At 57.9% G+C, this 26,182-nt stretch carries 19 protein-coding genes; 14 read left to right on the top strand and 5 right to left on the bottom strand.

Annotation, left to right across the window (positions count from 1 at the left end; all coding sequences use genetic code 11):
• Window positions 1–23: 23 nt before the first annotated feature.
• Window positions 24–4,217, bottom strand: a complete 4,194-nt coding sequence (locus HNI00_RS05570) for a CHAT domain-containing protein (RefSeq protein ID WP_316791425.1) — start codon at window positions 4,215–4,217, stop codon at window positions 24–26.
• Window positions 4,218–4,593: 376 nt separating this feature from the next.
• Between HNI00_RS05570 and HNI00_RS05575 the strand changes: the two genes are divergently transcribed.
• Window positions 4,594–5,577 (top strand): nucleoside hydrolase, encoded by a 984-nt coding sequence (locus tag HNI00_RS05575; RefSeq protein WP_316791427.1) that lies wholly within the window; start codon window positions 4,594–4,596, stop codon window positions 5,575–5,577.
• 122 nt (window positions 5,578–5,699) lie between these two features.
• On the opposite strand, the gene HNI00_RS05580 is transcribed toward HNI00_RS05575, so the two are convergent.
• On the bottom strand, window positions 5,700–6,701 hold the full coding sequence (locus HNI00_RS05580) for a glycosyltransferase family 2 protein (RefSeq protein WP_316791429.1): 1,002 nt from the start codon (window positions 6,699–6,701) through the stop codon (window positions 5,700–5,702).
• Window positions 6,702–7,201: 500 nt separating this feature from the next.
• On the opposite strand from HNI00_RS05580, the gene HNI00_RS05585 reads away from it, so the two are divergent.
• Window positions 7,202–8,203 carry a class I SAM-dependent methyltransferase gene (locus HNI00_RS05585; RefSeq protein WP_316791431.1) on the top strand — a complete coding sequence of 334 codons (1,002 nt, stop codon included), beginning with the start codon at window positions 7,202–7,204 and terminating at the stop codon, window positions 8,201–8,203.
• 253 nt (window positions 8,204–8,456) lie between these two features.
• Window positions 8,457–9,455 (top strand): hypothetical protein, encoded by a 999-nt coding sequence (locus HNI00_RS05590; protein WP_316791432.1) that lies wholly within the window; start codon window positions 8,457–8,459, stop codon window positions 9,453–9,455.
• A 20-nt stretch (window positions 9,456–9,475) separates the two neighbouring features.
• On the opposite strand, the gene HNI00_RS05595 is transcribed toward HNI00_RS05590, so the two are convergent.
• The gene (locus tag HNI00_RS05595; protein ID WP_316791434.1) at window positions 9,476–10,345 is read right to left on the bottom strand and encodes a 6-pyruvoyl trahydropterin synthase family protein; all 870 of its coding nucleotides are present in this window, start codon (window positions 10,343–10,345) and stop codon (window positions 9,476–9,478) included.
• Between the two features lie 128 nt (window positions 10,346–10,473).
• On the bottom strand, window positions 10,474–11,937 hold the full coding sequence (locus tag HNI00_RS05600; protein WP_316791436.1) for a glycosyltransferase family 2 protein: 1,464 nt from the start codon (window positions 11,935–11,937) through the stop codon (window positions 10,474–10,476).
• A 561-nt stretch (window positions 11,938–12,498) separates the two neighbouring features.
• On the opposite strand from HNI00_RS05600, the gene HNI00_RS05605 reads away from it, so the two are divergent.
• The 9 genes from HNI00_RS05605 to opcA all read left to right on the top strand — a co-directional run bounded on the left by HNI00_RS05605 (window position 12,499) and on the right by opcA (window position 21,421).
• Complete coding sequence (locus HNI00_RS05605) at window positions 12,499–12,672, top strand: hypothetical protein (RefSeq protein WP_316791438.1); 174 nt, start codon at window positions 12,499–12,501, stop codon at window positions 12,670–12,672.
• The gene (gene rph, locus HNI00_RS05610; protein ID WP_316791440.1) at window positions 12,635–13,357 is read left to right on the top strand and encodes a ribonuclease PH; all 723 of its coding nucleotides are present in this window, start codon (window positions 12,635–12,637) and stop codon (window positions 13,355–13,357) included. Before HNI00_RS05605 ends, rph begins: the two co-directional genes overlap by 38 nt.
• Window positions 13,358–13,500: 143 nt before the next feature.
• Complete coding sequence (gene cysE / locus HNI00_RS05615) at window positions 13,501–14,313, top strand: serine O-acetyltransferase (RefSeq protein WP_420156249.1); 813 nt, start codon at window positions 13,501–13,503, stop codon at window positions 14,311–14,313.
• Window positions 14,314–14,626: 313 nt separating this feature from the next.
• Window positions 14,627–15,091 carry a CBS domain-containing protein gene (locus tag HNI00_RS05620; protein ID WP_316791442.1) on the top strand — a complete coding sequence of 155 codons (465 nt, stop codon included), beginning with the start codon at window positions 14,627–14,629 and terminating at the stop codon, window positions 15,089–15,091.
• Between the two features lie 49 nt (window positions 15,092–15,140).
• On the top strand, window positions 15,141–15,794 hold the full coding sequence (gene nblB, locus HNI00_RS05625) for a phycobilisome degradation protein NblB (protein ID WP_316791443.1): 654 nt from the start codon (window positions 15,141–15,143) through the stop codon (window positions 15,792–15,794).
• A gap of 217 nt (window positions 15,795–16,011) precedes the next feature.
• On the top strand, window positions 16,012–16,647 hold the full coding sequence (locus tag HNI00_RS05630; protein WP_277773030.1) for a peroxiredoxin: 636 nt from the start codon (window positions 16,012–16,014) through the stop codon (window positions 16,645–16,647).
• A gap of 313 nt (window positions 16,648–16,960) precedes the next feature.
• Window positions 16,961–18,034: a class 1 fructose-bisphosphatase gene (gene fbp / locus HNI00_RS05635; protein WP_316791444.1), complete on the top strand. Its 1,074-nt coding sequence runs from the start codon at window positions 16,961–16,963 to the stop codon at window positions 18,032–18,034.
• Between the two features lie 404 nt (window positions 18,035–18,438).
• Window positions 18,439–19,968 (top strand): glucose-6-phosphate dehydrogenase, encoded by a 1,530-nt coding sequence (gene zwf / locus HNI00_RS05640; RefSeq protein WP_316791446.1) that lies wholly within the window; start codon window positions 18,439–18,441, stop codon window positions 19,966–19,968.
• Window positions 19,969–20,089: 121 nt separating this feature from the next.
• Window positions 20,090–21,421, top strand: coding sequence for a glucose-6-phosphate dehydrogenase assembly protein OpcA (gene opcA, locus HNI00_RS05645; protein WP_316791448.1), 1,332 nt, complete (start codon window positions 20,090–20,092; stop codon window positions 21,419–21,421).
• A gap of 96 nt (window positions 21,422–21,517) precedes the next feature.
• Here the strand turns inward: opcA and HNI00_RS05650 are convergent, their stop codons facing one another.
• Complete coding sequence (locus tag HNI00_RS05650) at window positions 21,518–23,665, bottom strand: hypothetical protein (protein WP_316791450.1); 2,148 nt, start codon at window positions 23,663–23,665, stop codon at window positions 21,518–21,520.
• A 249-nt stretch (window positions 23,666–23,914) separates the two neighbouring features.
• Between HNI00_RS05650 and HNI00_RS05655 the strand changes: the two genes are divergently transcribed.
• Together HNI00_RS05655 and HNI00_RS05660 are read left to right on the top strand one after the other, a co-directional pair.
• On the top strand, window positions 23,915–25,246 hold the full coding sequence (locus tag HNI00_RS05655; RefSeq protein WP_316791452.1) for a proton extrusion protein PcxA: 1,332 nt from the start codon (window positions 23,915–23,917) through the stop codon (window positions 25,244–25,246).
• 179 nt (window positions 25,247–25,425) lie between these two features.
• The gene (locus tag HNI00_RS05660; protein ID WP_316791454.1) at window positions 25,426–26,082 is read left to right on the top strand and encodes a hypothetical protein; all 657 of its coding nucleotides are present in this window, start codon (window positions 25,426–25,428) and stop codon (window positions 26,080–26,082) included.
• Window positions 26,083–26,182: the final 100 nt, after the last annotated feature.

Consider the following 26,182-nt stretch of genomic DNA (forward strand, 5'->3'; position numbering starts at 1 on the left):
GAATTGTGGATCTACCTTTTCTGCTACCAGGGATTGCCGATCATCGTAAAGGCGGCCCAATAGTAGGGATGAGACAGGGCTTGTCCGCGCAGTTCGCTACTGCTGCTGGCGGGTAAGATCAGGTCGCCGACTCTGCCCAGCCCGCGCAGGCGACCCGCTTCGTCGATGCTCACTTCGCCCCGCGCCATCGCGACTTGGGCCTGGCGTAGCGCCTCTGCCTTGATCGGCGAGGTGGCCAGGTTTTCATAAAAGCGGGTCATCAGGGCAGTGGTGGCGGCATCGCTGACATACCACAGGCTGGCGACGACGGTCTTTACGCCCGTTTGCACAGCCAGTCCGGCAAAGCCCAGTTCGGCTTGTTCATTGCCCAACGCGGTGCGGCAGGCGCTCAGCACCAGCATTTCGACGGGCGGGTCGTTCCAGCCGAGTTGTTTTACCTGATCCAGCCCTAGCCGCTCATCCCAGAACTGGATGTAGGACGCGCCGATGTTGCCCGCCACAAAGTCGGCGTGGGTGGCGAGGTGAATGATGCCGAAGGGCTGCTGCTGGCGGGCGGCGCGGAGGTTGGCCAGGGTGCTGCGCTCGTCTAGAAAAATCTGCCCGCGCCAGAGCTTTAGCACCAGCGCGTTTAGCTCGACTGGCACCGACGGCAGGGGGGCCTGACCCTGCGTGCTTTTGGACACGCCCATTGCCAGCATTTGGGTGTTGCGAATATCGACGTAGCGCGTGTCGGTGAGGCTGAGGCTGGGCATGAGGCCGACGCTGTATTGCTCCACCAGGAATTGTTCGCCATCGTGGAGCGCGGCGTAGGGCAAGGCTCTCAGACCGGCCGGCGGCAAGAATACTAGGTTTTCGACTTCGCGCTCGTCTAGCTCGGCTTTGATGGGCGCGACAAACCATTGGTATAGCTGCTGGGACGACCGCAGGTAGCGGGTGTTCAGCACGTTTGCGGGATTGGTGACTTCGTTGCGAAACTCCTGGGCGATCGCCATCACCTGGGCCCGGGTTGCGCCCTCGACGCGCTTGCGAATCAGGTTGTTTTGCGACGTGACGACCACTAGCTCAAGCTGATCGGTGTCTTGGGGCGGCACGCTTTCGCGCAAAAGCCCCGACTGGGGTGGCACAAAGCTGATATAGACGAAACCAGGACGGACTCCGGTGGCCTGTTCGATGGCATAGGCGATCGCCCGTCCATCGGCCAGCGACAGCGGCCGCGTCGCCTCTAGCCCCAGAAATTCAATAAACTCGCTGCTGAATTCATCCTCAAAGTAGTAGATATCGGGTTCGATGCTGGGAAGCCAGGGTTCCCCAATCACGCCGATGTCCTCAAAGCCGTCCCCAAAGTCGTCCTCGCCCTCGTTGAATTCATTGTCAGTGCTGTTGCGCCGAGGTGGACGTACCGTACCGCCGCCATTACCGCCGCCGTTACCGCCGCCGTTACCGCCGCCATTACCACCGCCATTGCCGCCGCCGTTACCACCACCATTGCCGCCATTATTCGGTCTGGGTTGGACACTAACCTGCACCGGGCGAGCGGGGGAGCGACTGAGAACACCGCCCTGACCATTGGGGTCGGTTGCAACGACGCTGAACACGTCTAGCAGAAAAGTCAGGTCATTGCCTGTGTTGGGCAGCGTCACGTCTAGACTGTCGCTGGGGCTGATCACGGTTCCCACCCCGACGGGCGACCCGTCGCGGGTGATGCTGACTCCGGGGGCGATCGCCGCAATTTGAAAACCAATCGTATCTCGGTCAGCATCGCTCCCCGACAATCCTAAGTTACTGACCAAAATCTGAATCGTTTGCCCCTGCTGCCCCGACCCCTGGTTGGAATTGAGAATGTCGAGGTTGGGGGCGCTGTTGACAGAATTAATAGTGATTCCAGGCGTGGTTGTGTTGATGCTGCCGTTGAACTCGACTGGAAACTGGCTGCTGCTGATGCTGCTGTTCCCGGTCGAGAGGCTGCCACGAGTGCCGTTGGGAGTTCCCGCCGCACCCACCACAAAATCGAAATTATCGGGGCCGCCTGCGTGGGTGATGGTGATCGTGCCGTTATTCAGGGGGTTGCTGCCCTGGGTGGCGATGCTGGTTGCTTCGGACAGGCTCGCGTCTGCAATAATGCCCGTTACCTGGACGCGATCGCCCCTCAGCGTGACATTCCCGCCTGCGCCCTCCGCAGAGGGAATTTCGGGCCCTGGGATGCTGCGAGTATCAATCGACTCGACTGCGACATTGCCCAGCTCGCTGATGACGTTTACCGGCCCCGCGCCAAAGCCCAGCGAGTTCTGCGTACTCAGCCGTGCTGCGGTAATGTCGCCTAATGCCCGGAGGCTGATTTGGCCTGTAGTCTCAAAGAGAAATCCGCCCGTGTCGAGATTTCCGGCCCGAATCGATGCACCAGAAATCAGCAAGTTGCGTCCCCCGGTTGTCAGGGTATTGCTGGTGCCCATGCTAAAGCTGCCTGCGCCATTGTTATCTGCATCCGCAACAAACTGAATCGTGCCGATGCCCGGCGTATCGTCGAGGAACAGATCCAGCCCGTCGATGAGGGTGATATCGTTGGTGGCTTGCAGGATAATATCGCCGCCAAAATTAAGCAGAGAATCGGCTGAGATGTTGATGGTTTGGTTTGGAAACTCACTGGCAAAAATGTCTGGCAGGGCAGCGCCGACCCCCGGAGAGTTGGGCAGGTCGCTGATGATGATGTTCAAAGGATCGAGCAGCAGCGTCCCCGCCCGACCGTTGGGCGCACTGGCATCCACCGTGCCGTCAAATCCCAGGCTGAGCTTGCCCGACACTTCTACCAAACCGCCGTTGCCGCTCTGACTGCCGCCTCTACTGCGGATCGTTCCCGAAAAGGCGGTGGCCTCGTCTGACCAGATGACGACCGGGCCGCCGTTGCCTGTGGCGATCGCATCGGCATTCAGGCTGGAGTCGGCGCTGACATAGGTGCGGCGGGCGTTGGGCACGCTTCCCCGTCCCTGATAGCCGCCGCCCACCTGAATTGGCCCGCCGCCCGTCGCGCCGCTGGTGTTGATTTCGGCATTGACGACCGCGAGGCGATCGCCCAGCACATTCACCGCGCCGCCCGTGCCACTGGGGGAACTGGCATCCAGCCGCCCGCTGGCGATCGTTGTGCCCGCATCGGCGGGTAGTGCCAGCCCCGAACCCGTCAGCGACACCGTGCCGTCTGGGTTGACCGTTAGCCCGGTAGCGTGGGTCACGTTGCCGCCCGTCAGCAGCGCGGGCAGGCTGGCGGGGGTCAAGGGCAGCGGGTTGGGGCCGTTGCGAAAGGCACTGGGCTGAATCTCCAGGCTGAGCAGGCTGCCCGCTTGACTAATCCGCACGCGGTTTTGGCCAGGTACGCTGGAGAGCGTTACCATGCCCCCCGGCGCGGAGGCGGTGCCTGTGTTGACCACAGTGCCGCCCAGCAGAGTCAGGTGGTTGCCTGGTGCAACGGCCAGGTCGCCTGCATTCACAATCGCCCCCGACTGGGCCATGGCAAAGGCAAAGTTTTGTGGATTCCCCACTAGCGCATCGTAGTTTGCGTCGCCCACGGCGCTAAACCAGCCGTTGGCAAAGCCAATGCCGCTGGCGGTGGTGGCGGTAAAGGAACCCGCTAGATCCAGCCGCGCATTGCGTCCAAAAATTACGCCTGCCGGATTCATCAGGTACAGGTTGGCATTGCTGCCCGATACGCGCAAAATGCCGTCGATCAGCGAGGCGCTGCCGCCATTGACGCGGGCGAGGATGTTGCGAACCTCCCGCGTAGAGAGGAAATTGGCAATTTCGCCCTGGCTCAGCCCAAACTGGCGGAAGGTGTGGAACAGGTTGCGACCATCGCGCGATCGCCGCCCGCCGGAGATATCCAGCCGATTGCCCTGGCGCGTGACGCGGGTGTTCCGAGCAGGCTGCACGGACTGGGAGACCGATTGAGCCAGTACGGCTTGGTTGATACCTGATCCCACCAGCAAGAGCGTGGCCAGCGTTGCCGCTGCGGTTCTAGCTGCCGCCGCGCCGCCATAGACTGCCGCCCCATGTCCCTGCCGAGCCTGTGCTGCACACCCTTGGGCGCTCTCCAGCGAACTGCTTGTCGATCTGTCATCCCGCACCAGCCCTTCAAAATCGGGGGCGGCTGGCTGATGCACGGGGGCGATCGCCCTGGTTGAATGGCGATCGCCGTCATCGCAAGACAAAACCATAGAGGGGCGGGGCATAGGGCAATTGCCTCAAATGCTGGGTGAATGCTGGGTGAACTGCTGAATCCAGGCTTGAATCCAGGCTTGAATCTAAGCTTGAATCCAGGCTGTCCACACGTTACGCCAGGGTTTTGCTGGATGACTATGGGCGATCGCAAAACTTAACCCAGGGATTGAAGACAGGCAGTTGAACCTTGTCCCTGACCCAGCGCGTCCATAACTATGGACAGCAATCCCAAATCCCAAATCCAAAATCCAAAACCTAAAAACTTCCGTGGATCAACAAAACTCTCAAAGCAATTCTGGTAGGTTTGGAGTCAAATTTGGCGTTGCATCGGCCCAACGCAGTCGAAACTATCCTACTGGCATACTTTTGGAACCCTTCTGAACCCCTATGGCAACCTCCACCCCCAAGCTGATTCTAGACACCGACCCCGGCGGCGACGATAGCCTCGCGTTTCTCTGGCTGCTGAGCCTGGTTAAACAGGGACTCGCAGAACTTGTGGCTGTGACCGCAGTGGATGGCAACGTCCACGCACGGCTGACCTTTGCGGCGGCGGCGAAACTGCTGGCGCTGTGCGGCTATGAATCGATCGAGGTGGCGCGGGGCGTGATTGGCGGTTCGGAGGGCGATGCCGAAGATGCGGGCGATATCCACGGCGCAGACGGCATGGGCAACCTGTCGCACACGCTGCCGGAACCCGCCCAGAGCTATGAAGCGGCCCGCTATTCGGACGAGGTGCTGATCGAAAAGCTGAAGCAGGCTCCAGGAGAAATCACGATCATCGCCATTGGCCCACTCACCAACCTGGCCGCCGCCGAGAAAAAGTCGCCCGGTGTGCTAAAGCTGGCAAAAGAAATCGTCATCATGGGCGGCGCGTTTGCGGCTCCGGGCAACATCACGCCGGAAGCCGAGTTCAATATTGCCTACGATCCAGAGGCGGCGCAGTTGGTCTTTGCGACCTGCGACAATCTGATCGTGCTGCCGCTGGACGTGACGCGCCATGTGGTGTTTACGCCAGCGATGGCAGAGCAGGTGATGGAGGTCGCGCCGACTAGCCCGATTTCTAAATTTGTAATGGGCTTGTGCAAATTCATGGTGGGCACGGCGCTGGCGTTTCGCGAAACCGAGGGGCAGCAGGGCTTTTTGGTGCATGATGCCTCAACGCTGGCGTATTTGTTCTATCCCGAAACGCTGCGCTTTCGCCGGGGGCAGGTAGAAATCGAAATCTTGGGACAATGGACACGGGGCAAGACGCTGCTAGACAATCGCCACAAGGTGAAACCGGGCGCGAACGCTTGGGTGGCGACAGAGATCGACAGCGTGAATTTGCTGGCGCTGATGATTGAGGATTTGAAAGTCTTGGTTAAGGATTGACGCTGCGGATCGTCGCCACTAGTGGTCGCTGCCAGGATGCACGGTTGCTCCTGCGGCGAATCCTTGCGGCGAATCCTTGCGGCTGATATCAGGGGTTTGCAGTCTGCGGACTTGCAGTCTGCCTAGCACTTCCGGGCGAGGGATGGGGAAGGGAGGCTACCGCTGAGCAGATCTCGCAGCCCGCGCAGGGGTGCAACCAAGCGTCGGCTCAGGGCTGGTGGGCAGAGCAGTAGCGCTCCCTGTGCTAGCCCCTTGAGCGAGAGTCGGTTTCGCCAGCCGTAGCCCGCTGAGCAATAGACCTGCAAGGCAGAGAGGCGATCGCCCAAGGAGAGCCAGCAGTTGACCGCTGGGGTAGCGTATTTTTGCAACTGCACCAGGCGGACTGGCTCCAGTTCTCTCGGCAGGCTCACCCGCCGCAGCAGGTCAAAGGTGAGGTGCGTATAGTTTTGGGTGGCGGTGATGGATTCGTCCGTGGCGCGATAGCTGGCTGTGTATTCATCTAGAAAATAGAACGCTTCGGACACTGCCGCCAGCCGCAGCCCAAAGTCTAGGTCGCAGGCGCTGCCCACCTCGGCCCGATCCCGATAGCCGACCTGACGGGCGATCGCCGTTTTCACCATAAACCCGTCGTTGGGAAACTGCGCCACCAGCGCCGACTCCATCGGGCAAGATTGCCGCCCCGCCCGCGCCGCGACTCGGCGATATTTTGCGTTTAGCGCCAAGGAGGCTGAAAGGTCTACACGCCCTTGGTGATCCATCCAATACTGCTTGCCAAAAGCCGCGCTGATGGATGGATCGGCCTCGAAGCAGGCCGCAAGTTTGGCGATCGCCCCCGGCACGAGCAAATCATCGTCATGCAGCAAAATCAGCAAGTCGCCTGTGGCCAGATGAAAAAGCTGGTTGACGTTCCTGGCCTGGCGGAGTGCGGGCTTGTTGTGGACGTAGCGCACCTTTCGGTTAGCAATCCAGTCTGCCAGCGCTTGCTCCGTCAGGTCATCGGGAGAATCGTCGCTCACCCAAACTTCCAGGTTGGGATACTCTTGCTCCAGCGCAGACCTCACCGCTTCGCACACCAGATCGGGGCGGCGATAGGTGGGAATGCAGACAGAAACAGAAGAGGGCATAGTGGGCAGATGTCCCTGCTGAGGTGGTGTTGCCGCTGGTGTCGAGTGCTACCATGCAAATCCTGCTAAGAGTTTAATGGAAACTTGCCCGATGGGATAGTTCGCTAAAGCATGGTTTTGGCATTGGGGCGATCGCCCATGCAGCGCGAATTTGCGGTACGCAGCGATCCGGTATTTGCAGGGCGTTTGGGACTAGAATTTTACCTGGGATGACGTTGGCCCGTGTTTATCTAGGACTAGGTATCTGGGGCTTAGTATCCAGGGTTTAGCGATCCAGCGCCATCCAGCTTAGTAATCGAACTCTTAGATGTTTGAAAAGTCCTACTGTTTGTAGCAAAGTGTGCAAGATCCCCCTAAATCCCCCTTAAAAAGGGGACTTTAAGGCGGTTCCCCCCTTTTTAAGGGGGGCTAGGGGGGATCTCTGAGTGCTTAACATTACAGGCGATACCTTTTCAAACCCCCTCTTAGTCATCTCATTGGGAATATCACAGGTTTAGTCCATGACTGCTGCTCTTCCTTCACAATCTGCCCCGCTGCCGCTGACTTCGCGGTTGGTCAATGTGATTTTGTCAATCAAGCCCCTGGCGCTGTTGGCCAAGCACAACGCCCGCAACATGATGATCAAGCGGGCAGAGGCGATCGGCGTGTACTGGCGACAGGAAGTGCAGGCGCTGCGGGCGCGGGGCGAGGGCACGACCTTTTCGCCAGCGTGGGAAGAAGACCTGGCGGCGGTGCAAAATCCCGATTTGGTGTATCCTGACTACTACTGCTGTTCCTTCCATGCCTACGAAGAGGGCAACCTGGGCTGGGAGCCTGCGATGGAGGTGGAAGTAGCAGCCCACGCGGTTCACGCTCGCATCTGGCCTGATGGCGGCGCAGAGGGCGATACGCGGCTCCGCCAGAGCTTTTTGGACATTTTGAAAGAGCAAGGCCCGGCAGATCCTCAGGCCATTCTAGATCTGGGATGCAGCGTGGGCATGAGCACCTTTGCGCTGCAATCCCTCTATCCGCAGGCGGCGTTGACGGGGGTGGATCTGTCGCCCTACTTTTTGGCGATCGCCCGCCACCGGGCCCGCACGGGTCGCCAGCCCAACAGCCTGCACACGCTGCAAGTCATGGGGCCAAAACCCGATGCGCCTGCGCCCCGCTGGCTGCACGCCGCCGCAGAAGAGACGGGCTTGCCCGATGCCTCTTTCGATCTGGTGTCTGCGTTTTTGATTTTCCATGAACTGCCCCAGTCTGCGGCAGTGCAGATTTTGCAGGAGGCGCGGCGCGTGCTGCGGCCCGGCGGCACGTTTGCCCTAATGGACATGAACCCCCGCTCGGAAATCTACGCCAAGATGCCGCCCTACATTTTGACCTTGCTGAAAAGCACCGAGCCATACCTGGATCAATACTTTTCGCTCGATCTGGAGCAAGCCCTAGTCGAAGCAGGCTTCGAGCCGCCCACCATCACCTGCAACACGCCGCGCCACCGCACGGTGATCGCCCGCGCCCGCTAGGTCTTCAGCCCCAAGGTTTAGGACCGTCGAGGTGAATTGGCTGAATTTCTGCCTTTTGTGAGAGCGCGGTCAACCCCTTGCTGTATCGTCGGGTCGAGGAAAAATCAGAACCGCCCAAGCATACTGAAATTGGGCATACTGGTGAGTAGCGCTGGTGCATCAGGCAAGCCATAGGCTGGTTGCGCTGGATTAGCTGTTCGCGAGTCTGCCCAAAATTTTGGAAACATGAGCGATCGCCCAATGGGGGCTTCTGATGACAAAACCTAACGCTTCTGCAAAATTGGCTGAGGTGCCCAAGTCGCCCGAAGAAATTCAGCGCGAAAAACAGCGGATGTACGACGTGCTGTTCCTGCTGGAGCAGTTGTTTCATCGGGAAGAGGCGACCGTCAAGCTGGTTCTGGGCTGTCTGTATGACGTGGGCGCAGTGAACCTGATCAACCAGAAGCTGACCTTTCGCCCGCTGAACCGTTTGGGTAAGGGCACGGCGCGATTGTCGAAACCGCTCTTTACGGCGATCGCCATCCGCTGGTTTCACAAAAATGTCCCCCAGCTTCTGACGGAATGGCTGTACAGCAAGGTTCAATTTGAGCCAGAGGAGCCAGCGGAACCCGCTGCCGAAGCGGTCAAGGCAGAACTGCAAGAGACTGTAACGACGGCAAACGCTGAGGTGGCGCAGCCTGCTGCGGTGGCTCCGGATCAAACGGCCCTGCTGTCCGAAGGCTCTGCGCCGCTGCTCCAGCCCATCTCGCCTGACGAAGCAACCTATAGCCCCGTGGCGCTGGAGTTGCAGCCCAGGGAGTTGCAGACGAACCAGACGAACCAGACGAACCAGACGAACGGCAAAGCGGCGATCGCCCGATCTGCCCAGCCCGTCGCGCCGATGACTCAGAACGGCACGCTGCACTTGGTAGCCGATGCGTCCCCCATCACCCGCCCGGTTGAGCATTCTACCGTCGTTGCTTCCGTTGCGCCTGTAGCGCCTGTTGTAGCGGCTTCCTCGATCTCGCTCCAGGAGTCCGAAATGATGCCCCGCACGGCGGCACTGGCGGTGATGGAGGACTATCGTCAGGAGATTGCCCGACTGCGATCGCGCGTGAATTATTTGGCGATCGCCCTGATCAGCGTCAGCGGCATCCTTACGAGCGCCCTCCTGTGGGTTGCCACAAATCCCCCTGGCAATACGGTCGAAGCCGAAACCCGCCCGCAGCCTGTGCTGACCCAGCCCGCCATCGGCAGCGGCGCGGCAGAGTAGGAAATGAGAGTAGAGAGGAGCTACACCTTCGCCAGCGCTGGCTCCTCTGCCTGCGATAACCCGCTCTGCTGCACAGGCAGCCCATAGACCTCGGCGGAGTTGTTTGGGCTTTCGATTAGTTTGACTTTGTGCAGCTTTGCGCCGATTGCCCGAATCGGGTCTTCCAGCAGGTCGCGAATGTGGACAGCGATGTTCTCCGCTGTAGGCACGACCTTTGCAAAATAGGGAATGTCGTGGTTCAAAAACGTGTGATCAAACGGTTCCACAACATGTTCATCGACCGCCTTCTGAAAGGCAACCAGATCGGCGATCATGCCCGTGCGCGGATCAATCTCGCCCTTAATCGTCACTTCTAGGTGATAGTTGTGGCCGTGACCGTGAATTCGGGCGCACTTGCCGTAGATTTCTGAGTTCTGCTCTAGGGTAAGGTGCGGCAGCGCCAGACGGTGTGCTGCGCTGAAGTGGGTGCTAATCGTGAGGTAGGCTTCCATGTCGTTTCCTGTGTAGTCGGCCCAGAGTTCGGGATGTTCAAAAAGCTGAATATTGATGATGGGCAAGTGGGGCGCGAGGCGATGCCAGATGACCCGTGCAATATGTTCCGTCGTGGGCAAGGTCTGCTGAAACTCGTCCCACACGTCGTTGAGATAGGCAAAGTTAAGCTGGCTCGTCACTTCTCGCTTAATCACCTGCTTCACGTCCGACAGGTTTAGCACCATGCCATAGTCATCTAGCTCGCCCTCCATTGCCACGTACAGCACGTAGTTGTGCCCGTGTCCTGGGGCCTGGGCGCATAGCCCAAACTGTTGTCGATTCTCGTCTTCGCTTAGCTCCGGTAGCCAATAGCGATGGCTAGCCGAAAACTCAGCCCGACGATTGATGATGCATTTCATAGAAAAGCTGCTGGTAGAAAAGCCGCTGGACAGTTGTAACGTTCTGTAAAGATACTAGCGTTTCGCCTGGTCGGATGGGGGCAGGGGAGCGGCGTTAAAACGCTGAACCCTGTGTCTGGAACGTTCCGCTACCCTTCTTCTAGCCAAAGCTCGTCGCTGGCATGATGCACCGTTTTTACCCACTTCAGGCGCTTGGGACGAATGGACATGCGGAGGGTGGTGCTGGCCACGATCGCCAGCCAGTGGAGCATATAAATTGCGCCGCGCAGGGTTTGCAGCAGGAGTGAAAAACCGGGGTAGGCACGGCCGCGGCGCACGTCTTCTAGTTCTGCCTTGGCTTCGGTGCGGGTCTGGAAGCGGCGCAGGCCGATCATCATGCCCACCATCGACATGACCAGCGTGAACCCGGTGAGCGGGCCAAAGATGGGAAGACGACTGCGGGCGATCGCCATCAGCAGATCCGGCAGCGCTGCCGTCGGCATGATGTACTGAAACATGAAGAACGTCAGCAGATCCATCGTCTTGCGAGTGCCCATGCGGTTGCGAACGATCCAGCGCCAGTAGTCGAGGTAGCGCTGATAGCCGCCCTCCGCCCAGCGGTTGCGCTGATGCCATAGCCCGCCCAAGCGCGTTACGCCTTGCTCTTGTACCGCAGGCATGGGCAAAAAGTCGATGTCCCATCCGTCTAGGTGTAGGCGAATGGTCAGATCCAGGTCATCGGTAATGGTTTCTTCGTTCCACGCGCCGCAGCGTTCTAACGCTGCCCGCCGCACAAACTGACCGTTGCCGCGCAGTTCGCCAATGCCGCCTACTGCAATTCGCTGCTGCTGGTAATACGCATCTAGTGCCATTTCAGCAACCTGGCCCTGAATCCAGAAATTCCCCGAATCGGGATGGTTGGTGGCCTGGGCGATCGCCTTTCGCACCTGCACTGCGCCTACCCGCGCCGACTGGAACAAGGGCAGCACCCGCCGCAGCAGATCCGCAGGCACGTCCGCATCGGCATCAAACACGCCAAAGATTTCGCCCTTTGCCAGCGCACAGACCTGGTTTAATGCGCCCGACTTGCCACCGCTGGCCTCGGCTCCGCGCCGCAGCACTTTCAGTTGGGGATACTCACTTTTCAACTTGTCCAGCACTTGGGGCGTGCGATCGGTGCTGTGATCATCCACCACCCAGAGTTCATAGCGACTGGCTGGATAGTCGATTTCACACAGCGCCCGCACCAAGGGCCCAATCACGCCCTCCTCGTTCTTGGCCGCCACCATCAGCGATACGAAGGGCAGATCCGCCGAGTTGTTGCTGGTCAGCGGGTGGGGCAGGGGGCGGGGACGGGCTGCCATCAGCCGCAAGATGTGAACCCCCATCAATGCCGTTAGACCATACACCACCCACGCCCCCCAGGAAACAAGATGGAGGGCGATTGTGCTGCTCCACACAATTGTCATTGCCAGGGCTGCCTTGCCCCTGCGTCCCGCTAGCCCGCGATAAAACTGCGACTGCGGATCGTCTGCATCGGACAAGTCAGACACGATGGCATGAACCGGCTCTAGCTCATCGTATTCGTCGTCATACCAGGACTGCTGCGGCATAGGTTCACCCTTTGACGGCTTCCGTCATGATGCAGAGGTCTAAATCGGTCAAATCTAAATCTGGGAAATTCTAAATCTGGGAAGACTAAATCTGGGAAGAATTTAGATCCGGCAAACCAAAAGGAATCGAATCAAGAAAAATAACGCGATTGCAACGTTCACGCTGCCCTCATCCCCCAACCCCTTCTCCCAGGACGGGAGAAGGGGAGAAGGAGAGGCTCGAAGTCCCTCTCCCGCTCTGGGAGAGGGATCTAGGGTGAGGGGAATCGGCAAAGTTGCACATCTCGTAAAAATATGGACTGTAGATATGAACTTGTCTAAATATTCCAGTCTAAATATTCCGGTCTAAAGTTGCGGTTTGGGAAACTTGTCGAGCGGACATTGTGCCGCTGATCTCCATCCTAACCAGGACGAATGGACGATTTGAAAATCCTTCAGGACACTTTTGGTGCAGGACTGGTTCAGCAGTAGTCTACCAATCATTAAGCAATCCTAAAACTGAAATTGGCAAACCATCGTTAGATTGCCCGAAATTCAAGCCTTTCCATCATGCGCTAGGTTGTGAGGCGATCGCTCGATTCAACGGTGTGGCTTCCCGTCTCACCCGCTGGGCTTCTCAAACCGCCGACCCTGCCGAACCTGACCCAGGCAAACCAGACTGATATTCTGATGAAGGTTCTTGGAGGCGAATGGTTTTATGGCGTGGACACGGCCCAGCGGGCGGCAGGCAGATGAGCTGCGTCCGGTTCGATTTGAGCGGCGATTCACCCGATTTGCGGCGGGGTCGGTGCTGGCGCACTGCGGCGAAACCCAGGTCTTGTGTACGGTGACGGTGCAGCCCGGTGTGCCGAAGTTTTTGGAAGGCAGCGGCCAGGGCTGGCTGACGGCGGAATATCGAATGTTGCCCAGCGCCACACCCCAGCGACAGGCACGGGAATTTATGAAACTGTCGGGGCGGACGCAGGAGATTCAGCGGCTGATTGGGCGCAGTTTGCGGGCGGCGCTGGATATGAAGGCGCTGGGGGAGCGGACGCTGACGGTGGATGCGGACGTGCTGCAAGCGGATGCGGGAACCCGCACCACGGCAATTACCGGAGGATATGTGGCCCTGTGTGATGCGATCGCCCATCTCCTGTCCACGGGTGAACTGGAGGCTTCACCCCTGCGGCATCAGATCGCGGCGGTGTCTGTGGGGCTTCTGCACGGCGAAGCCTTTCTGGATTTGGACTATCCCGAAGATGTGGCGGCGGAGATTGATTTCAATGTTGTGATGACGGAAGAATTGGCCCTGATCGAGCTACAAGGCACGGCCGAAGAAGGCAGCTTTAGCCGGACTCAGCTTAACCAGCTTTTGGATATTGCCGAAACGGGCATTGGCGAATTGCTCAAGCTTCAGCAGCAGGCATTGCTAAGCAGCTAAGCAAGACCCTGGACGGGCGATCGCCCCCCTTTTATCGGCTCAAAATCCTTCCCAAGAATCCCCCGTCTGGGGCTTATCAAAGCTTTACCCCAGAACGTTAAGATAAGGGATGAACTTTCCGAAAAGATCGGAGTTAATTTCTAGTGCTAGAGACACTCATCGCCGACTTTCGCGTCATCTTTGAGCGAGATCCTGCCGCTCGAAACTGGTTAGAAGTTCTCTTTTGCTATCCCGGTCTGCAAGCCCTGTTGATGCACCGCTTTGCCCATCGTTTGTATCAGATGCGGCTGCCCTTCTTGCCCCGTTTGATTTCCCATCTGGCCCGCTTTTTGACGGGCATCGAGATTCACCCCGGCGCACAGATTGGCAGCGGCGTGTTTATCGACCACGGCATGGGGGTGGTCATTGGCGAAACGGCGATCGTAGGCAACTACGCGCTAATTTACCAGGGCGTGACCCTGGGCGGCACGGGCAAAGAAAGCGGCAAGCGCCACCCGACGCTGGGCGAAAACGTGGTCGTCGGCGCGGGCGCAAAGGTGCTGGGCAACCTAAACATTGGCGATAACGTGCGAATTGGTGCGGGGTCTGTGGTGCTGCGCGACGTGCCCGCCGATTGCACGGTGGTTGGTGTGCCTGGACGGGTGGTGTATCGCGGTGGCGAACGGGTCGATCCGCTGGAACACAACCGCCTCCCCGACTCGGAAGCTGAGGTGATTCGCGCCCTGCTGGATCGCATCGAAGGGTTGGAACAGCAGATGGAAAGCCTGAAACGGGAACGGGCGCAAACGCCGCATCTGTCCATTCCCGCAGCAGAGCATCGCCCGCTGGTTGCTGCCTTCGTCGTGCCGTCTGATGCAGAAGCCGAGCCGCAACACGCGCCAGCCGTTGAGGTTAAATCCAAGTGTCGCTTGAGCGATCGCGTGATTGAAGAATTTCTGAACGGTGCAGGGATCTAACGGCCTGCTTTGATGGTTTTTATTAAGATTGCCTCTACCCGCAGCCGGAAGTCCCACGACCTCCGGCTGTTTCGCGTAAGGCGCATCAATCCTGGGTATTAGTCCAACCGATGTAACAACCTGTAAATCGCCTCTGGGTTGGATCACGCCATTCCCTACAATGAGCCTATAGCCTGCTTTTAGCCGTTCTTCAAACTGTTCCAGGACTTACGCACTTGCGATAAGTTGTCTGGATTTTGGAGGATTTCTCACGGGCTGCGCCCGCGAGAAATCCTCCAACTGCGTAAGTCCTATGTTCTTCTAATTTGCCGATATGACTGTAACCGTTGCTGATGTGATGACTCCCGACCCAATCGTGGTGCATCCCGAAACGCCGCTAAATGAGGCCATCAAGCTGATTGCCGAGCGGCGGATTAGCGGGCTGCCTGTGGTCGATGCCGATGGCAAGCTGGTGGGGGTTCTCTCAGAAGCCGACCTGATGTGGCGCGAAACAGGGCCCACGCCGCCGCCCTACATCATGATTTTGGACAGCGTAATTTATCTGGAAAACCCCGGCAAGCATGAGCGAGAACTGCACAAGGCTCTAGGACAGACCGTTGGCGAAGTCATGACGGGCAGAAAGGAAATCGTCACTACAACACCGAGCCAAACGCTGCAAAGCGCCGCCAAGCTGATGCACGACCGAGACACGACGCGCCTGCCCGTCCTCGACGACAGCGGCAAGGTGATTGGCATTTTGACCCGCGGCGATATCGTGCGGCATTTGGCAGTGGAATAGTGTTCGGCTGAATCAATTCCAGTCTTTTAGGAATCCCAAGTTTAAGAAGATGACGATTACTCCTGAATCTGTGAAAGCCCTGCTGGAGTCTGGGGATTTTGGCGATCGCCTCCGTGCGGTGAACCAAATGCGGCAGCTTGATCCGGCGATCGCCTTCGATCTCATCCAAATTGCCGCCACGGATTCCAGCGTTCGGGTGCGCTACGCCGCCGTCAGCCAGCTTGCTAGCCTGGGCAGTCAGAATCCCGACATGGCGCTGGATCTGCTGCAAGCCAGCCTGCGGGATTCCGAACCCGACGTGCAGGCGGCCGCAGCCGACTCGATTGGGGCGCTGAAGCTGACGGCGGCCTACGAAGACCTGAAGGCGCTCTATCACCGCAGCACAGAATGGCTGGTGCAGTTCAGCATTATCGCAGCACTGGGCGAACTGGGTGATCCGTCGAGCTTTGACCTGCTGCAAGAGGCCCTCGGCTCCACCAATGAACTGGTGCGGACGGCGGCGATCGGCTCCCTTGGCGAACTGGGCGACCCCCGCGCTATTCCTCTGCTGACGGCCTACGCCACGCACCCCGACTGGCAAATTCGCCATCGTGTGGTGCAGGCATTGGGACATTTCCAAACTCCAGAAGCCCGCGCTGTATTGGAGGGCATGGTGAATGATGATAATAGCGCCGTAGCCCAGGAAGTAAAGCTTTATCTGTAGGGGGAAATGGGTCGATATCTACACAACAGACGAATCTTTTAGCAAATCGGGCGATCGCCCTTTCCAGCCCGCTCTTAATTCCTAATTCCTTCTTAAGATTCCTGTCGCAACTGCCAAGATAAAATGATGAAAGTGGCTAATCCCGCTCGGAATACTGTACTTTGTGGGATGATGTAGATACCCTCAAATTGTTACTCTTACTACAGGAATTCTTTCTATGGCACTCCGACTTGGTGATACCGTTCCTAACTTCACCCAAAAGTCCACCGAAGGCGATATCAATTTCTACGAGTGGGCTGGCGATAGCTGGGTGGTTCTCTTTTCCCACCCCAAGGACTTTACCCCCGTTTGCACGACTGAACTAGGCCGCGTGGCAAACCTCAAGCCCGAATTTGACAAGCGCAACGTGAAAGTCATCGCCCTCAGCGTCGATGATGTGGATTCTCATGCAGGCTGGGTGGGCGACATCGAAGAAACCCAAAACACGAAGCTGAACTATCCCATCCTGGCTGATCCCGATCGCGTCGTGTCTGACCTGTACGACATGATCCACCCCAACGCTAACGCCATGCTGACGGTTCGCACCGTGTTTGTGATCGACCCCGCCAAGAAACTGCGGCTGTCTTTGACCTATCCCCCCAGCACGGGCCGCAACTTTGACGAAATTCTGCGCGTGATCGACTCGCTTCAACTAACCGACAACTATGGTGTGGCTACGCCCGCCGACTGGAAGGACGGCGATGACGTGGTGGTCGTGCCCTCGATCCCTACCGAAGAGGCAAAGCAGAAGTTCCCCAAAGGCGTAAACGAAATTCGCCCCTACCTGCGGATGACCCCCCAGCCCAACAAGTAGGCGCTGCATAAGGTTGTCAAAGCTTGATAAAAAAGGCAGGTACAGTGTATCTGTCTTTTTTATTGCGGCTTTCTTAGAAACTTACGCAGTTGGACGATTTCTTGCGGGCGCAGCCCACGAGAAATCATCCAAAACCCAGAAAACCTATTGCAAGTGCGTAAGCCCTATTTCTATAGTTCGTCTAAAGTTCGGGTCAGTTCCGAAAATGCCTCCCTAAGATAGAGGGTGAAATCCGGGGGCGATCGCCCGCTTCCCTCGCCAACGCAGCAGGGCGATCGCCAACACTACCGGGAGCGTTTTGCAGGAGAATCTCATGTCTGAAGGCGATCCCATGCTGGATTTAAGCCACAAGCTGGCCCTCGACCGCGACTGCATGACCCTATCGCGGCACGTCCTCAAGCAGTTTCAAGACTTTTCGCCCGAAGCGCAAGACCTCAGCGCCCTGATGAGCCGCATTGCCCTGGCCGCCAAGCTGATTGCCCGTCGCCTCACTCGGGCTGGCCTGATGGACGATGCCCTCGGCTTCACTGGGCAAACTAACGTTCAGGGCGAAGCCGTCAAAAAAATGGATGTATACGCCAACCAGGTGTTTATCTCCGTATTTGAACAAAGCGGACTGGTCTGCCGCCTTGCGTCCGAAGAAATGGAGAAGCCTTACCACATTCCCGAAAACTGCCCCATCGGTCGCTACACCCTGCTCTATGACCCGATCGACGGCTCCTCGAATCTAGACGTGAATATTAACGTCGGGTCAATCTTTGCGATTCGACGACAGAGCGATCCAGATATAGACGAAACCGGGCAAGACTTGCTGCAAAGCGGGCGCGGGCAAATTGCTGCGGGCTATGTCCTCTATGGCCCCAGCACCATGCTGATTTACTCCATTGGCACAGGGGTTCACGCCTTTACGCTCGACCCGACCCTGGGCGAATTTGTCTTGTCGAACGAAAACATCCGCGTGCCGGAGCATGGCCCCATCTACAGCGTCAACGAGGGCAACTTCTGGCAGTGGGACGAGTCGATTCGGGACTACATCCGCTACGTGCATCGGCATGAAGGCTACACCGCCCGCTACGGTGGGGCGCTAGTGGGCGACTTTCACCGCATTCTGTTTCAGGGCGGCGTGTTCCTCTATCCCGGCACGGTGAAAAAGCCCGAAGGCAAGCTGCGATTGCTCTACGAATCTGCGCCGCTGGCATTCCTCATCGAGCAGGCCGGTGGCCGCGCCAGCAACGGCACTCAGGACATTCTGGACGTAGTGCCCGATCAGGTTCACGCCCGCACGCCGCTGATTATCGGCAGCACCGAGGACGTGGCGCTGGTGGAATCCTTCATCCGTGAGCGGCAGCGTGAACAGCAAAATCCTGTGATCTCCGGGCGGTCTTAGGGGGCGGCAATCGGCCATTCCTAAAGCCCGCATTAAGGTTTGCTGGGTTGTCAAACAGAAAACCAAGTTGAACTGGAAGAAGGTGGTGTGATAAGGAATGGCTTTCGTTGTTTCACGAGGTTTGCGGTCTAGAGCCTGCTGATGGAATCTGCGAAATCTCATGAAATCTCATCTGGAGCGCAGGGCAGATTCAGAAACGCCCGTCAGGATCGAAGGTCAAGGGTTAGCGCGTCCTGCGGGCTGGCATCTGGAAGCAACATCTGGAAATAACATCTGGAAATCGCATCTGGAAGCAATATCTGGAAATAACATCTGGGCGATCGCCCCTCAAAGCTTCTTCCACCCGTCCTCAACCTCCCATCCAACCCGACCTACGCACACTCTACGCATCCCTAACCTTGTCTATGGTCACGCTTCTAGAAAACCCCCTCCGCGTTGGTCTTCAGCAAGACCGCATTCCCGAACCCCAAATCCTGGTCATCTTTGGGGCCAGCGGCGACCTCACCCAGCGCAAGCTGATCCCCGCGATCTACCAAATGAAACTAGAGCGTCGTCTGCCACCCGAACTCACCATCGTCGGCGTGGCCCGACGGGATTGGAGCAACGACTATTTCCGAGAGCAGATGCGGATTGGGGTCGAAGAGTTTGGCGGTGGGCTAGGCAAACAAGAAGTCTGGGATGACTTTGCTCGCGGGCTGTACTATTTTCCCGCCGACATGGACGACCCAGTGAGCTATCAGGGCTTGAAGAACTTCCTGGCAAACCTGGATGACACCCGCGGCACCCGTGGCAACCGGGTATTCTACCTGGCGGTGGCTCCCCGCTTCTTCTCTGGGGCGATCGAGCAACTGGGCGCAGCCGGAATGTTGCAAGATCCCGAAAAGCATCGCCTAGTGATTGAAAAACCCTTTGGCAAAGACCTGATCTCCGCTCAGGCGCTCAACCAGGTCGTGCAGCATGTCTGCAACGAAAACCAGGTCTACCGCATCGACCACTACCTCGGCAAAGAAACAGTCCAAAACCTGATGGTGTTTCGCTTTGCCAATGCCATCTTTGAGCCGCTGTGGAACCGTCAATATGTAGACCATGTGCAAATCACGGTGGCCGAGCGCGTTGGACTAGAGGGACGAGCTGGCTACTACGAAACGGCTGGAGCCTTGCGGGATATGGTGCAGAACCACCTGATGCAGCTCTTTTGTCTGACAGCGATGGAGCCGCCCAACTCGCTCGATGCTGACAGTATCCGCAACGAAAAAGTAAAAGTGCTACAAGCGACCCACCTGGCCGAAGAGGTTGAAATCGGCAAAGGTGCGATTCGGGGACAATACTCCGCGGGCTGGCAAGACGGAAAGGCAATTCCTGGCTATCGTGAAGAAGAAGGGGCCAGCCCGACTTCAACAACCCCGACCTACGCCGCTATCAAGCTCAACATCGATAACTGGCGCTGGAAGGGTGTTCCCTTCTTCCTCCGAACCGGCAAGCGGATGCCCAAAAAGGTGTCGGAAATCGCCATCCAGTTCAAGGAAGTGCCATACCTGATGTTCCAGTCGGCATCGCGCCAGGCCAACCCCAACGTGCTGGCAATGCGGATTCAGCCAGACGAGGGAATTTCACTCCGATTCGAAGTGAAAACGCCTGGAACCTCTCTGCGAACCCGCTCGGTAGACATGGATTTTCGTTACGACACGGCCTTTGGTAGCGCCAATACCGACGCTTACAGCCGACTTTTGGTTGACTGTATGTTGGGTGACCAAACCCTGTTTACGCGGGGTGACGAGGTAGAAGCCTCCTGGCGCATTCTCACGCCGCTGCTGCGAGTCTGGGATGCACCTGCTGATCCCAATGCGATTCCGCTGTACGAGGCAGGCACCTGGGGGCCGATCGAGGCAGAACTGCTGCTCAATCGGGACGGACGACGCTGGCGGAGGCTGTAGAAAGGGCTTGGGTCGAATACAAGCTCGAAGAATACAAGCTCGAAGAACAGCATTGAGACTCGAACTGGCTTGAATCTTACTTGAATCCTAGTTTTCTCAACATTTCTCCACGACATTACCCATGACTACTACACCGCTTGTTACCTTACAGCAACCGAAGGATATTTCCCTCAGCGAGATTGAGGCGGAGTTGAGTCAGATTTGGCGGATGCAGAGTGGCGCAAAGGGAATGCCTGCACCGACTCGTGCGGCGACCTTTAGCATCGTGGTATACGCGCCAGAGGAGTTTCAACAACTGCTGGCGATTCTGGGGTTCTACACTGAGGAGATTGACAGCTATTTTGGCCCAAGTACCAAAAAGGCAGTGCTGGCAGCCCAAAAAGCGCTGGGGCTGCGGATGACGGGGCGCTTCGATCCAGAAACGCTGGCGCGGCTGCGGGAAGAGGTGGCTAAGCTGCCGCCGGAAAAGCGCGTGTTTCAAAATCGAGACGATCGTGGTTCGACAATCAGCGATGCGATCGCCGTTCAAAATCCCTGCCGCGTGATCACCTTGGCTCCTACGCTGGGCGAAGATACGGGCGTGACGGCGCAGGTGTCGGCCTATTGCCCGATTCAAAAGGGCGGCAACGCAGCGTCGATTTGTGGCGAATACATCACGATGAAGGGCACCAAAGAAGCGCTGAACCGGGTGGGTGACTTGGTGGCAACGCTGATGATTCCTAGCCTGCCAAAGTTTGTCTGGTGGAAGGCAACGCCAAACCCAGAACATGAGCTATTTCGCAAGCTGGCGGCGGCTTGCAACTGCTTGATTCTCGATTCGTCCTATTTCACCGACCCGGCCATGGAATTCCTGAAAATGCAGGAACTGATTGAGTCAGATACGTATATTGCTGACCTCAACTGGCATCGGCTGTCGGTGTGGCAAGAGTTGGCTGCGGCCGCGTTTGACCCCCCAGAGCGGCGCGTTGCCTTGGCAGAGGTAGACAAAATCACCATCGACTACGAAAAAGGCAATCCGGCGCAGGCTTATATGTATCTGGGCTGGTTTGCGAGTCGTCTAGGCTGGAAGCCAGTGTCTATTACAGAAACACCTGGCGACTATGACATTACAACGGTGATGTTCAAAGGCCCGAATGGGCAGGATATTCATGCCGAGCTGGCGGGTGTACCGATTGCCGATGCGGGCGAGATTATCGGCGACCTGATTGGGCTGCGCCTGAGTTCGAGCAACGTCAACGCCAACTGCTGCACGATCCTCTGCTCGGAAACGACGGGCTGTATGCGGATGGAGGCTGGCGGCAGCGCTCAGAACTGCCGGACGGAGCAGGTGACGGCGATCAACGATCAGAAGGCGGAGTTTCTGGTGAGCCAGCAGCTTCAGCGCTGGGGACGCGACGTGCTGTATGAAGAAAGTCTGGCGATGACGACCAGCATTTTGCGGCTGAAGGCGTAGATCTAGATTCAGTTGGCTGGATCAGTCCTCTAGCGCGGTTTGTCTTGGCGGTTTGGATTAGCGGTTTGGATTAGCGGTTTGGATTAGCGGTTTGCATTATAGCTCAGCGGCGATCGCCTCTTCTAGGGGGGTAGCTGGGGGCGCAACTGGAGGGGCGATCGCCCGCGCCGCATTCACCAGCGTCAGCAGTGGCCCACTTTGCTCTTGCCCGCTCGTAGACAGGTCGCTGTGGCAGAGGAACACGCGCTCGTCGGCGCGATAGAGCAGATCCCGAATCTGGCGCTCCAGCCGGTTCTGGTCTGCCGTTAGCGCATCGGCCGCCGTCCACCGCTGCCCCGACCAATCGCTGAGAAACAGCGGCGCTGCAAACAGCCCGCCGCCCCCCGTCAGCCAGAGCGGAGAACCCGCATCCAGCCAAAACTGCCAGCGGTGGGCAGAGCGATTGGCCCGGTACTGGAAGATGGTGGCCAGCATCACCGCCGGACGGGTGATCAGCGGACGCACGGGATAGGGATCGGCAGTAATCGTGCCGCCGCGCAATAGCTCGATAAAGTCCTGCACGCTTTCCGACGGCGGTGCGGCGTTTCTTAGCGCATCCATTTGCCGCAGGCGAGACTCCACCTCCCAAAAGTGCTGTGCCGTTTCCATGAGTTCACGCAGCGCCGCCAGCCGATCGTAGGGCAAGGTGCTGCCGCCATAGAGAAACTGCTGAATGGCGCGGTCGAGCAGCGTGGCAGGGCTGGGAATCAACCGCTGCTGCTGCTGCGCTTGCTGCGTCTCAATCCACAGGCGAATCGATTCATAGGCCTGGGTGGCCCGATAGCCCAGCCGATCCCACCGAGGGAAAGCCGTTGCAGGCAGCAGATGCGGGCGATCGGGGTCGGGCACAAAGCAGTGATCGACAATCAGCCCAGCGCGAACCGGATCGATGATGGGGGAAGGCTCAGGGACGGCAAGATTTTGGATGGGGGAGGGGGAATTTTGGACGGGAGGCTGGCTGAGGACAATCAGGAGTTCGGCGATCGCCTCTCGGTTGATCAGTCGTCCCAGCCCCGGATAGACCAGCGCCAACAGGGTCAGCAGGGCGCGAATCATGGGCGAGGCGGCGAGGGGCTGCTGGTCGTTCAGCGCTTCTACGGCAATGCCCCGGCGGTTGAGGATTTCGCGCAGGGTGTAGCGGGCGATCGCATCCAGCCCCGGCCCGATAATCGCCACCTCATCGGGACGCACCTGCCCGCTGTGGATTGCCTGGGCCACCTGCTCTGCCGTTTCTCGCAGCAATTGCGCCCGCGAGATGGTTTGGATAGATTGCATCGTGTCTGGCAGGTCTGGCAGCAGCACAGGCTCCCGCACCCAGCCCGCCAGCGCATCGGCCCAGTCGGTGCCCAGGGTTCCGGCAGGCGGGTCAAGGGGTTCTATGGTGCAACGTTCTGCCAGGGTTGCCAGCCGCGCCGGGTCGGCTCCCAATCCCCAGCGCACGGCTCCCTGGGGGTTGTAGGTGAAAAATCCGGGCAGCCCCATGTCCAGCAGACGGGAAAACAGCGTGTGGGCGATCGCCGGATATTCGTCCACGTCGTCTGCCAGCAGCGCACTGAAGCGATCGCCCAGTCGAGCCTGGTAGGTGGCATCGGGCAGCAGATAGCGGCTGTATAGATCCGTTGCAACGCCGTAGGTCAGCAGCCCTCGCTCCAGGCACCAGTCACGCCACTGGGCGATCGCTCCACCGAGGTGCAGCCACAAATCGGGCTGTGTTTCCGGCGGGGCTAGCCCTTGCTGGAGCAGTGGCGCAATGTCTTCTGGGGGAACCTCCGCCAGCGCCGCCAGTTGCAGCAGATCCAGCATCCGCCGCACCAAAAAATAATCCGCCACACCCGGCAGCGCCAGTGTGCCTTCGTTTAGCCCAGGCTGCCAGAGGCGCGTGGCCAGGGCTTGCTCGGTTTCGGGGCGCAGCCGTAGCGGAAACTGAGTGCCCACCACGCCCCGTTCTACCAACAGCGGATAAAATAGCACCACCTCGCTGAGGAAAAATCCGGCCGGCGTGGCGGTTTCCACGGGATACTGCGCCTGCTGCGCCGCCAGCCGATCGGAGAGGTCGAGACGATTGTCGCCGATGGCCGCAAAGGCGATCGCCGGGGCATTTGCCGAAGCGTTTTCCAGCGACCTCACCCATTCGCCAAAATGCTGCACTAATCTTGCTGTTTTGCCGCTGCGAGATGGGCCCGTGATCCAGATCGACGGCTGCATTGGAACGCCCCTCCTCGTGAAAAAATTAGAATTTGCTACGATACTATACTTCTGGCTCTATACTTCTGGCTTTGAATGTTGTGGCTCTGATGACTCTGATTGCGAACTAGCTTGTGGCTGATTGCTGAAATAGCGCAGACTTACGACTCGACGCATTCTATCCCGCTTCGCAGCGCCCATCTCCACCCCCGCTGTGAAGATTAATCGCTGTGAAGATTAATCTGTGTGCATAGGCAATGACAAACCCAAATGACAAACCCAATTGTTTCTGGTGTCCAGGCGTATCTTCGCTTTAGTCGGCGATGGCTGATGGGCACCCCAGAGCGTGCCCTGGATGATGCTTACGAAGCAGCGCTCCGCATCAAGGCGCTGGAAGATACCTACTTTGGGGGCGATCGCATCTCGTTTCAGCAGGGCAACTACAGCAGCAGCGCCCGCGCCTATTTTCAGACCGAGTTGCGAAAGTATCTCAATATTGCCAAGCTGCGGCTGGCCGAGTTTCGCACCAGTAGCTCGATTTTGCAGAGCGATCGCCCCCCCACCGAAGTCCGCATCGACGGGCAAACGCCAGACGCATACGAAATCGACATTCTAGACCGCAGTTCGCTGATCCCCAAAAAGCTGGCTTTTGTAGACAGCATGATAGCTCGCTACGCCGATGGCATTGTGCCCGTATCTTCCTTGGCGGCCCGCTCAGAGGTCGATCCGGAGCGCAGCAGAATGCAGCCCTTTGACTCTGGTGCAAGGCGATCGCCCAAGCGCCCAGCCGATCTCGAATCTATTGCCGACAAAACAGGCGTGCTGCCCCGCTCTATCCTCCGCACAGCCGACCGCATCAAGCGCGAGCTAGACCCCAACGCCGAACAGGAAGTGATAGAGGATTTCTACATCTCCAGACGGCGCACGTTTATCGCGGTGCGGCTGGTGCTGCTGCTGATTATCCTGCCGCTGCTGACCCAGCAGGTGACGAAAAATTTCCTGATCAGCCCCATTGTGGATCACTACCGCACGCCCGAAACCACAGGTGCATTTCTCAATGTAGACATTGAAGACGAAGCCTTTGACGAACTGCGGCGCTTTGAAGAACGGCTGCGGTTTTCCAGTTTAGTTGGTGCGACACCACCCCTAGCCGAACCCGAAATCAACACCCGGCTCCAGGAAAAAGCCCGAGAACTCCAGCTTGAGGCTATGGCCAAAAGCAACAACGCCGTCAAAAACGTCTTTGCAGATATCTTCTCAGCGCTGGTTTTTGGTGCAGTCTTGCTGAGCAGCCGTCGCGAAATTGAGGTGCTGAAGTCCTTTATGGATGAAATCGTCTACGGGCTGAGCGACAGCGCCAAAGCGTTTATTATTATCTTGCTGACGGATATCTTTGTAGGTTTCCACTCGCCCCACGGGTGGGAGGTTTTGCTAGAGGGCGTTTCCCGGCATTTTGGCATTCCCGAAAGCCGCGACTTTATCTTCCTCTTTATCGCGACTTTTCCTGTCATCCTCGACACCATTTTCAAATACTGGATTTTCCGCTACCTCAACCGTATCTCGCCCTCTGCCGTGGCTACCTACCGCAACATGAACGAGTAATTTGAACGAGTAACTTTTCGAGTAACTTTTAAGGGCTAATGGCTGGACACTCGTGCAGGAAAAATTAGCTGCTTTGGCAAGCCTCGCAACCCTCCTACTCCCGTACTTTGCCGGATGGCAGAACTCTGGCGATAAACCAAGAATTGTAGTACGTACTGGTGTTGCCCTCTTTTACCGCCATGCAATCCCTCAATTCAGCGTCCCCATCCGGTTTGCCCAATTTGCCCTCCTCCAGGTTGCCGACAGTTGAAATCCTGGAACTTCGGACTGATTATCGTTCTTGCCACATTGTTCTACCCGACTCGAACGAACGCACAGCGGCGATCGCCCTCGCTGGAGAATACTACAGCTTCTTTCGCGTTGAAAAGTCCGAAGCCCGCGCCCAGTCAATCTGCGCCAAACTGATGCAGCGAGGACACCGACCCGTTATCACACGAGTCCCCAAAGGATTTGTCGTGTGGACGCTGGAACCCAACGCCCAGCTTGCGACCCAAACCACTTCAGCCAGATTGTCTGACACCAGTTCGTCTCTAAATTCCTCAACTGGCGCTCCTTCAGAAAAGGCTGCAACAGATGCACCCGTTGCACCGTACCGAATTTTGGTTTCTCCCGATCAATACAAGTTCTGCAACATTCGCGTCCCCGATCTGGACAAGCGGCTGATGGCCATTTGTGTAGATGGGTTGTTTTACAGCCTGTTCAAAACCCTTGAAGACGTGCAGCAGGCGGTTCAAATCGTGAAAAAGCTCAACTATCGCGGCAACGAAACGATTATTACCAAAAACGCCAAGGGCTATAGCCTGTGGGTGCTGGAACCCGATGCCCGCATGGATTAAACTCTACGAACTCATTGCCAGTTCTGAGAACCCTTGTTTTTGCAGGTGTTGTTTGTGGGCTTTTTGTGAACAGGGCGTTTTGGTGAACAGTGGGGGCGAT

It is taken from the genome of Thermoleptolyngbya oregonensis NK1-22 (assembly GCF_032705245.1).
Lineage (GTDB): Bacteria > Cyanobacteriota > Cyanobacteriia > Elainellales > Elainellaceae > Thermoleptolyngbya > Thermoleptolyngbya sichuanensis.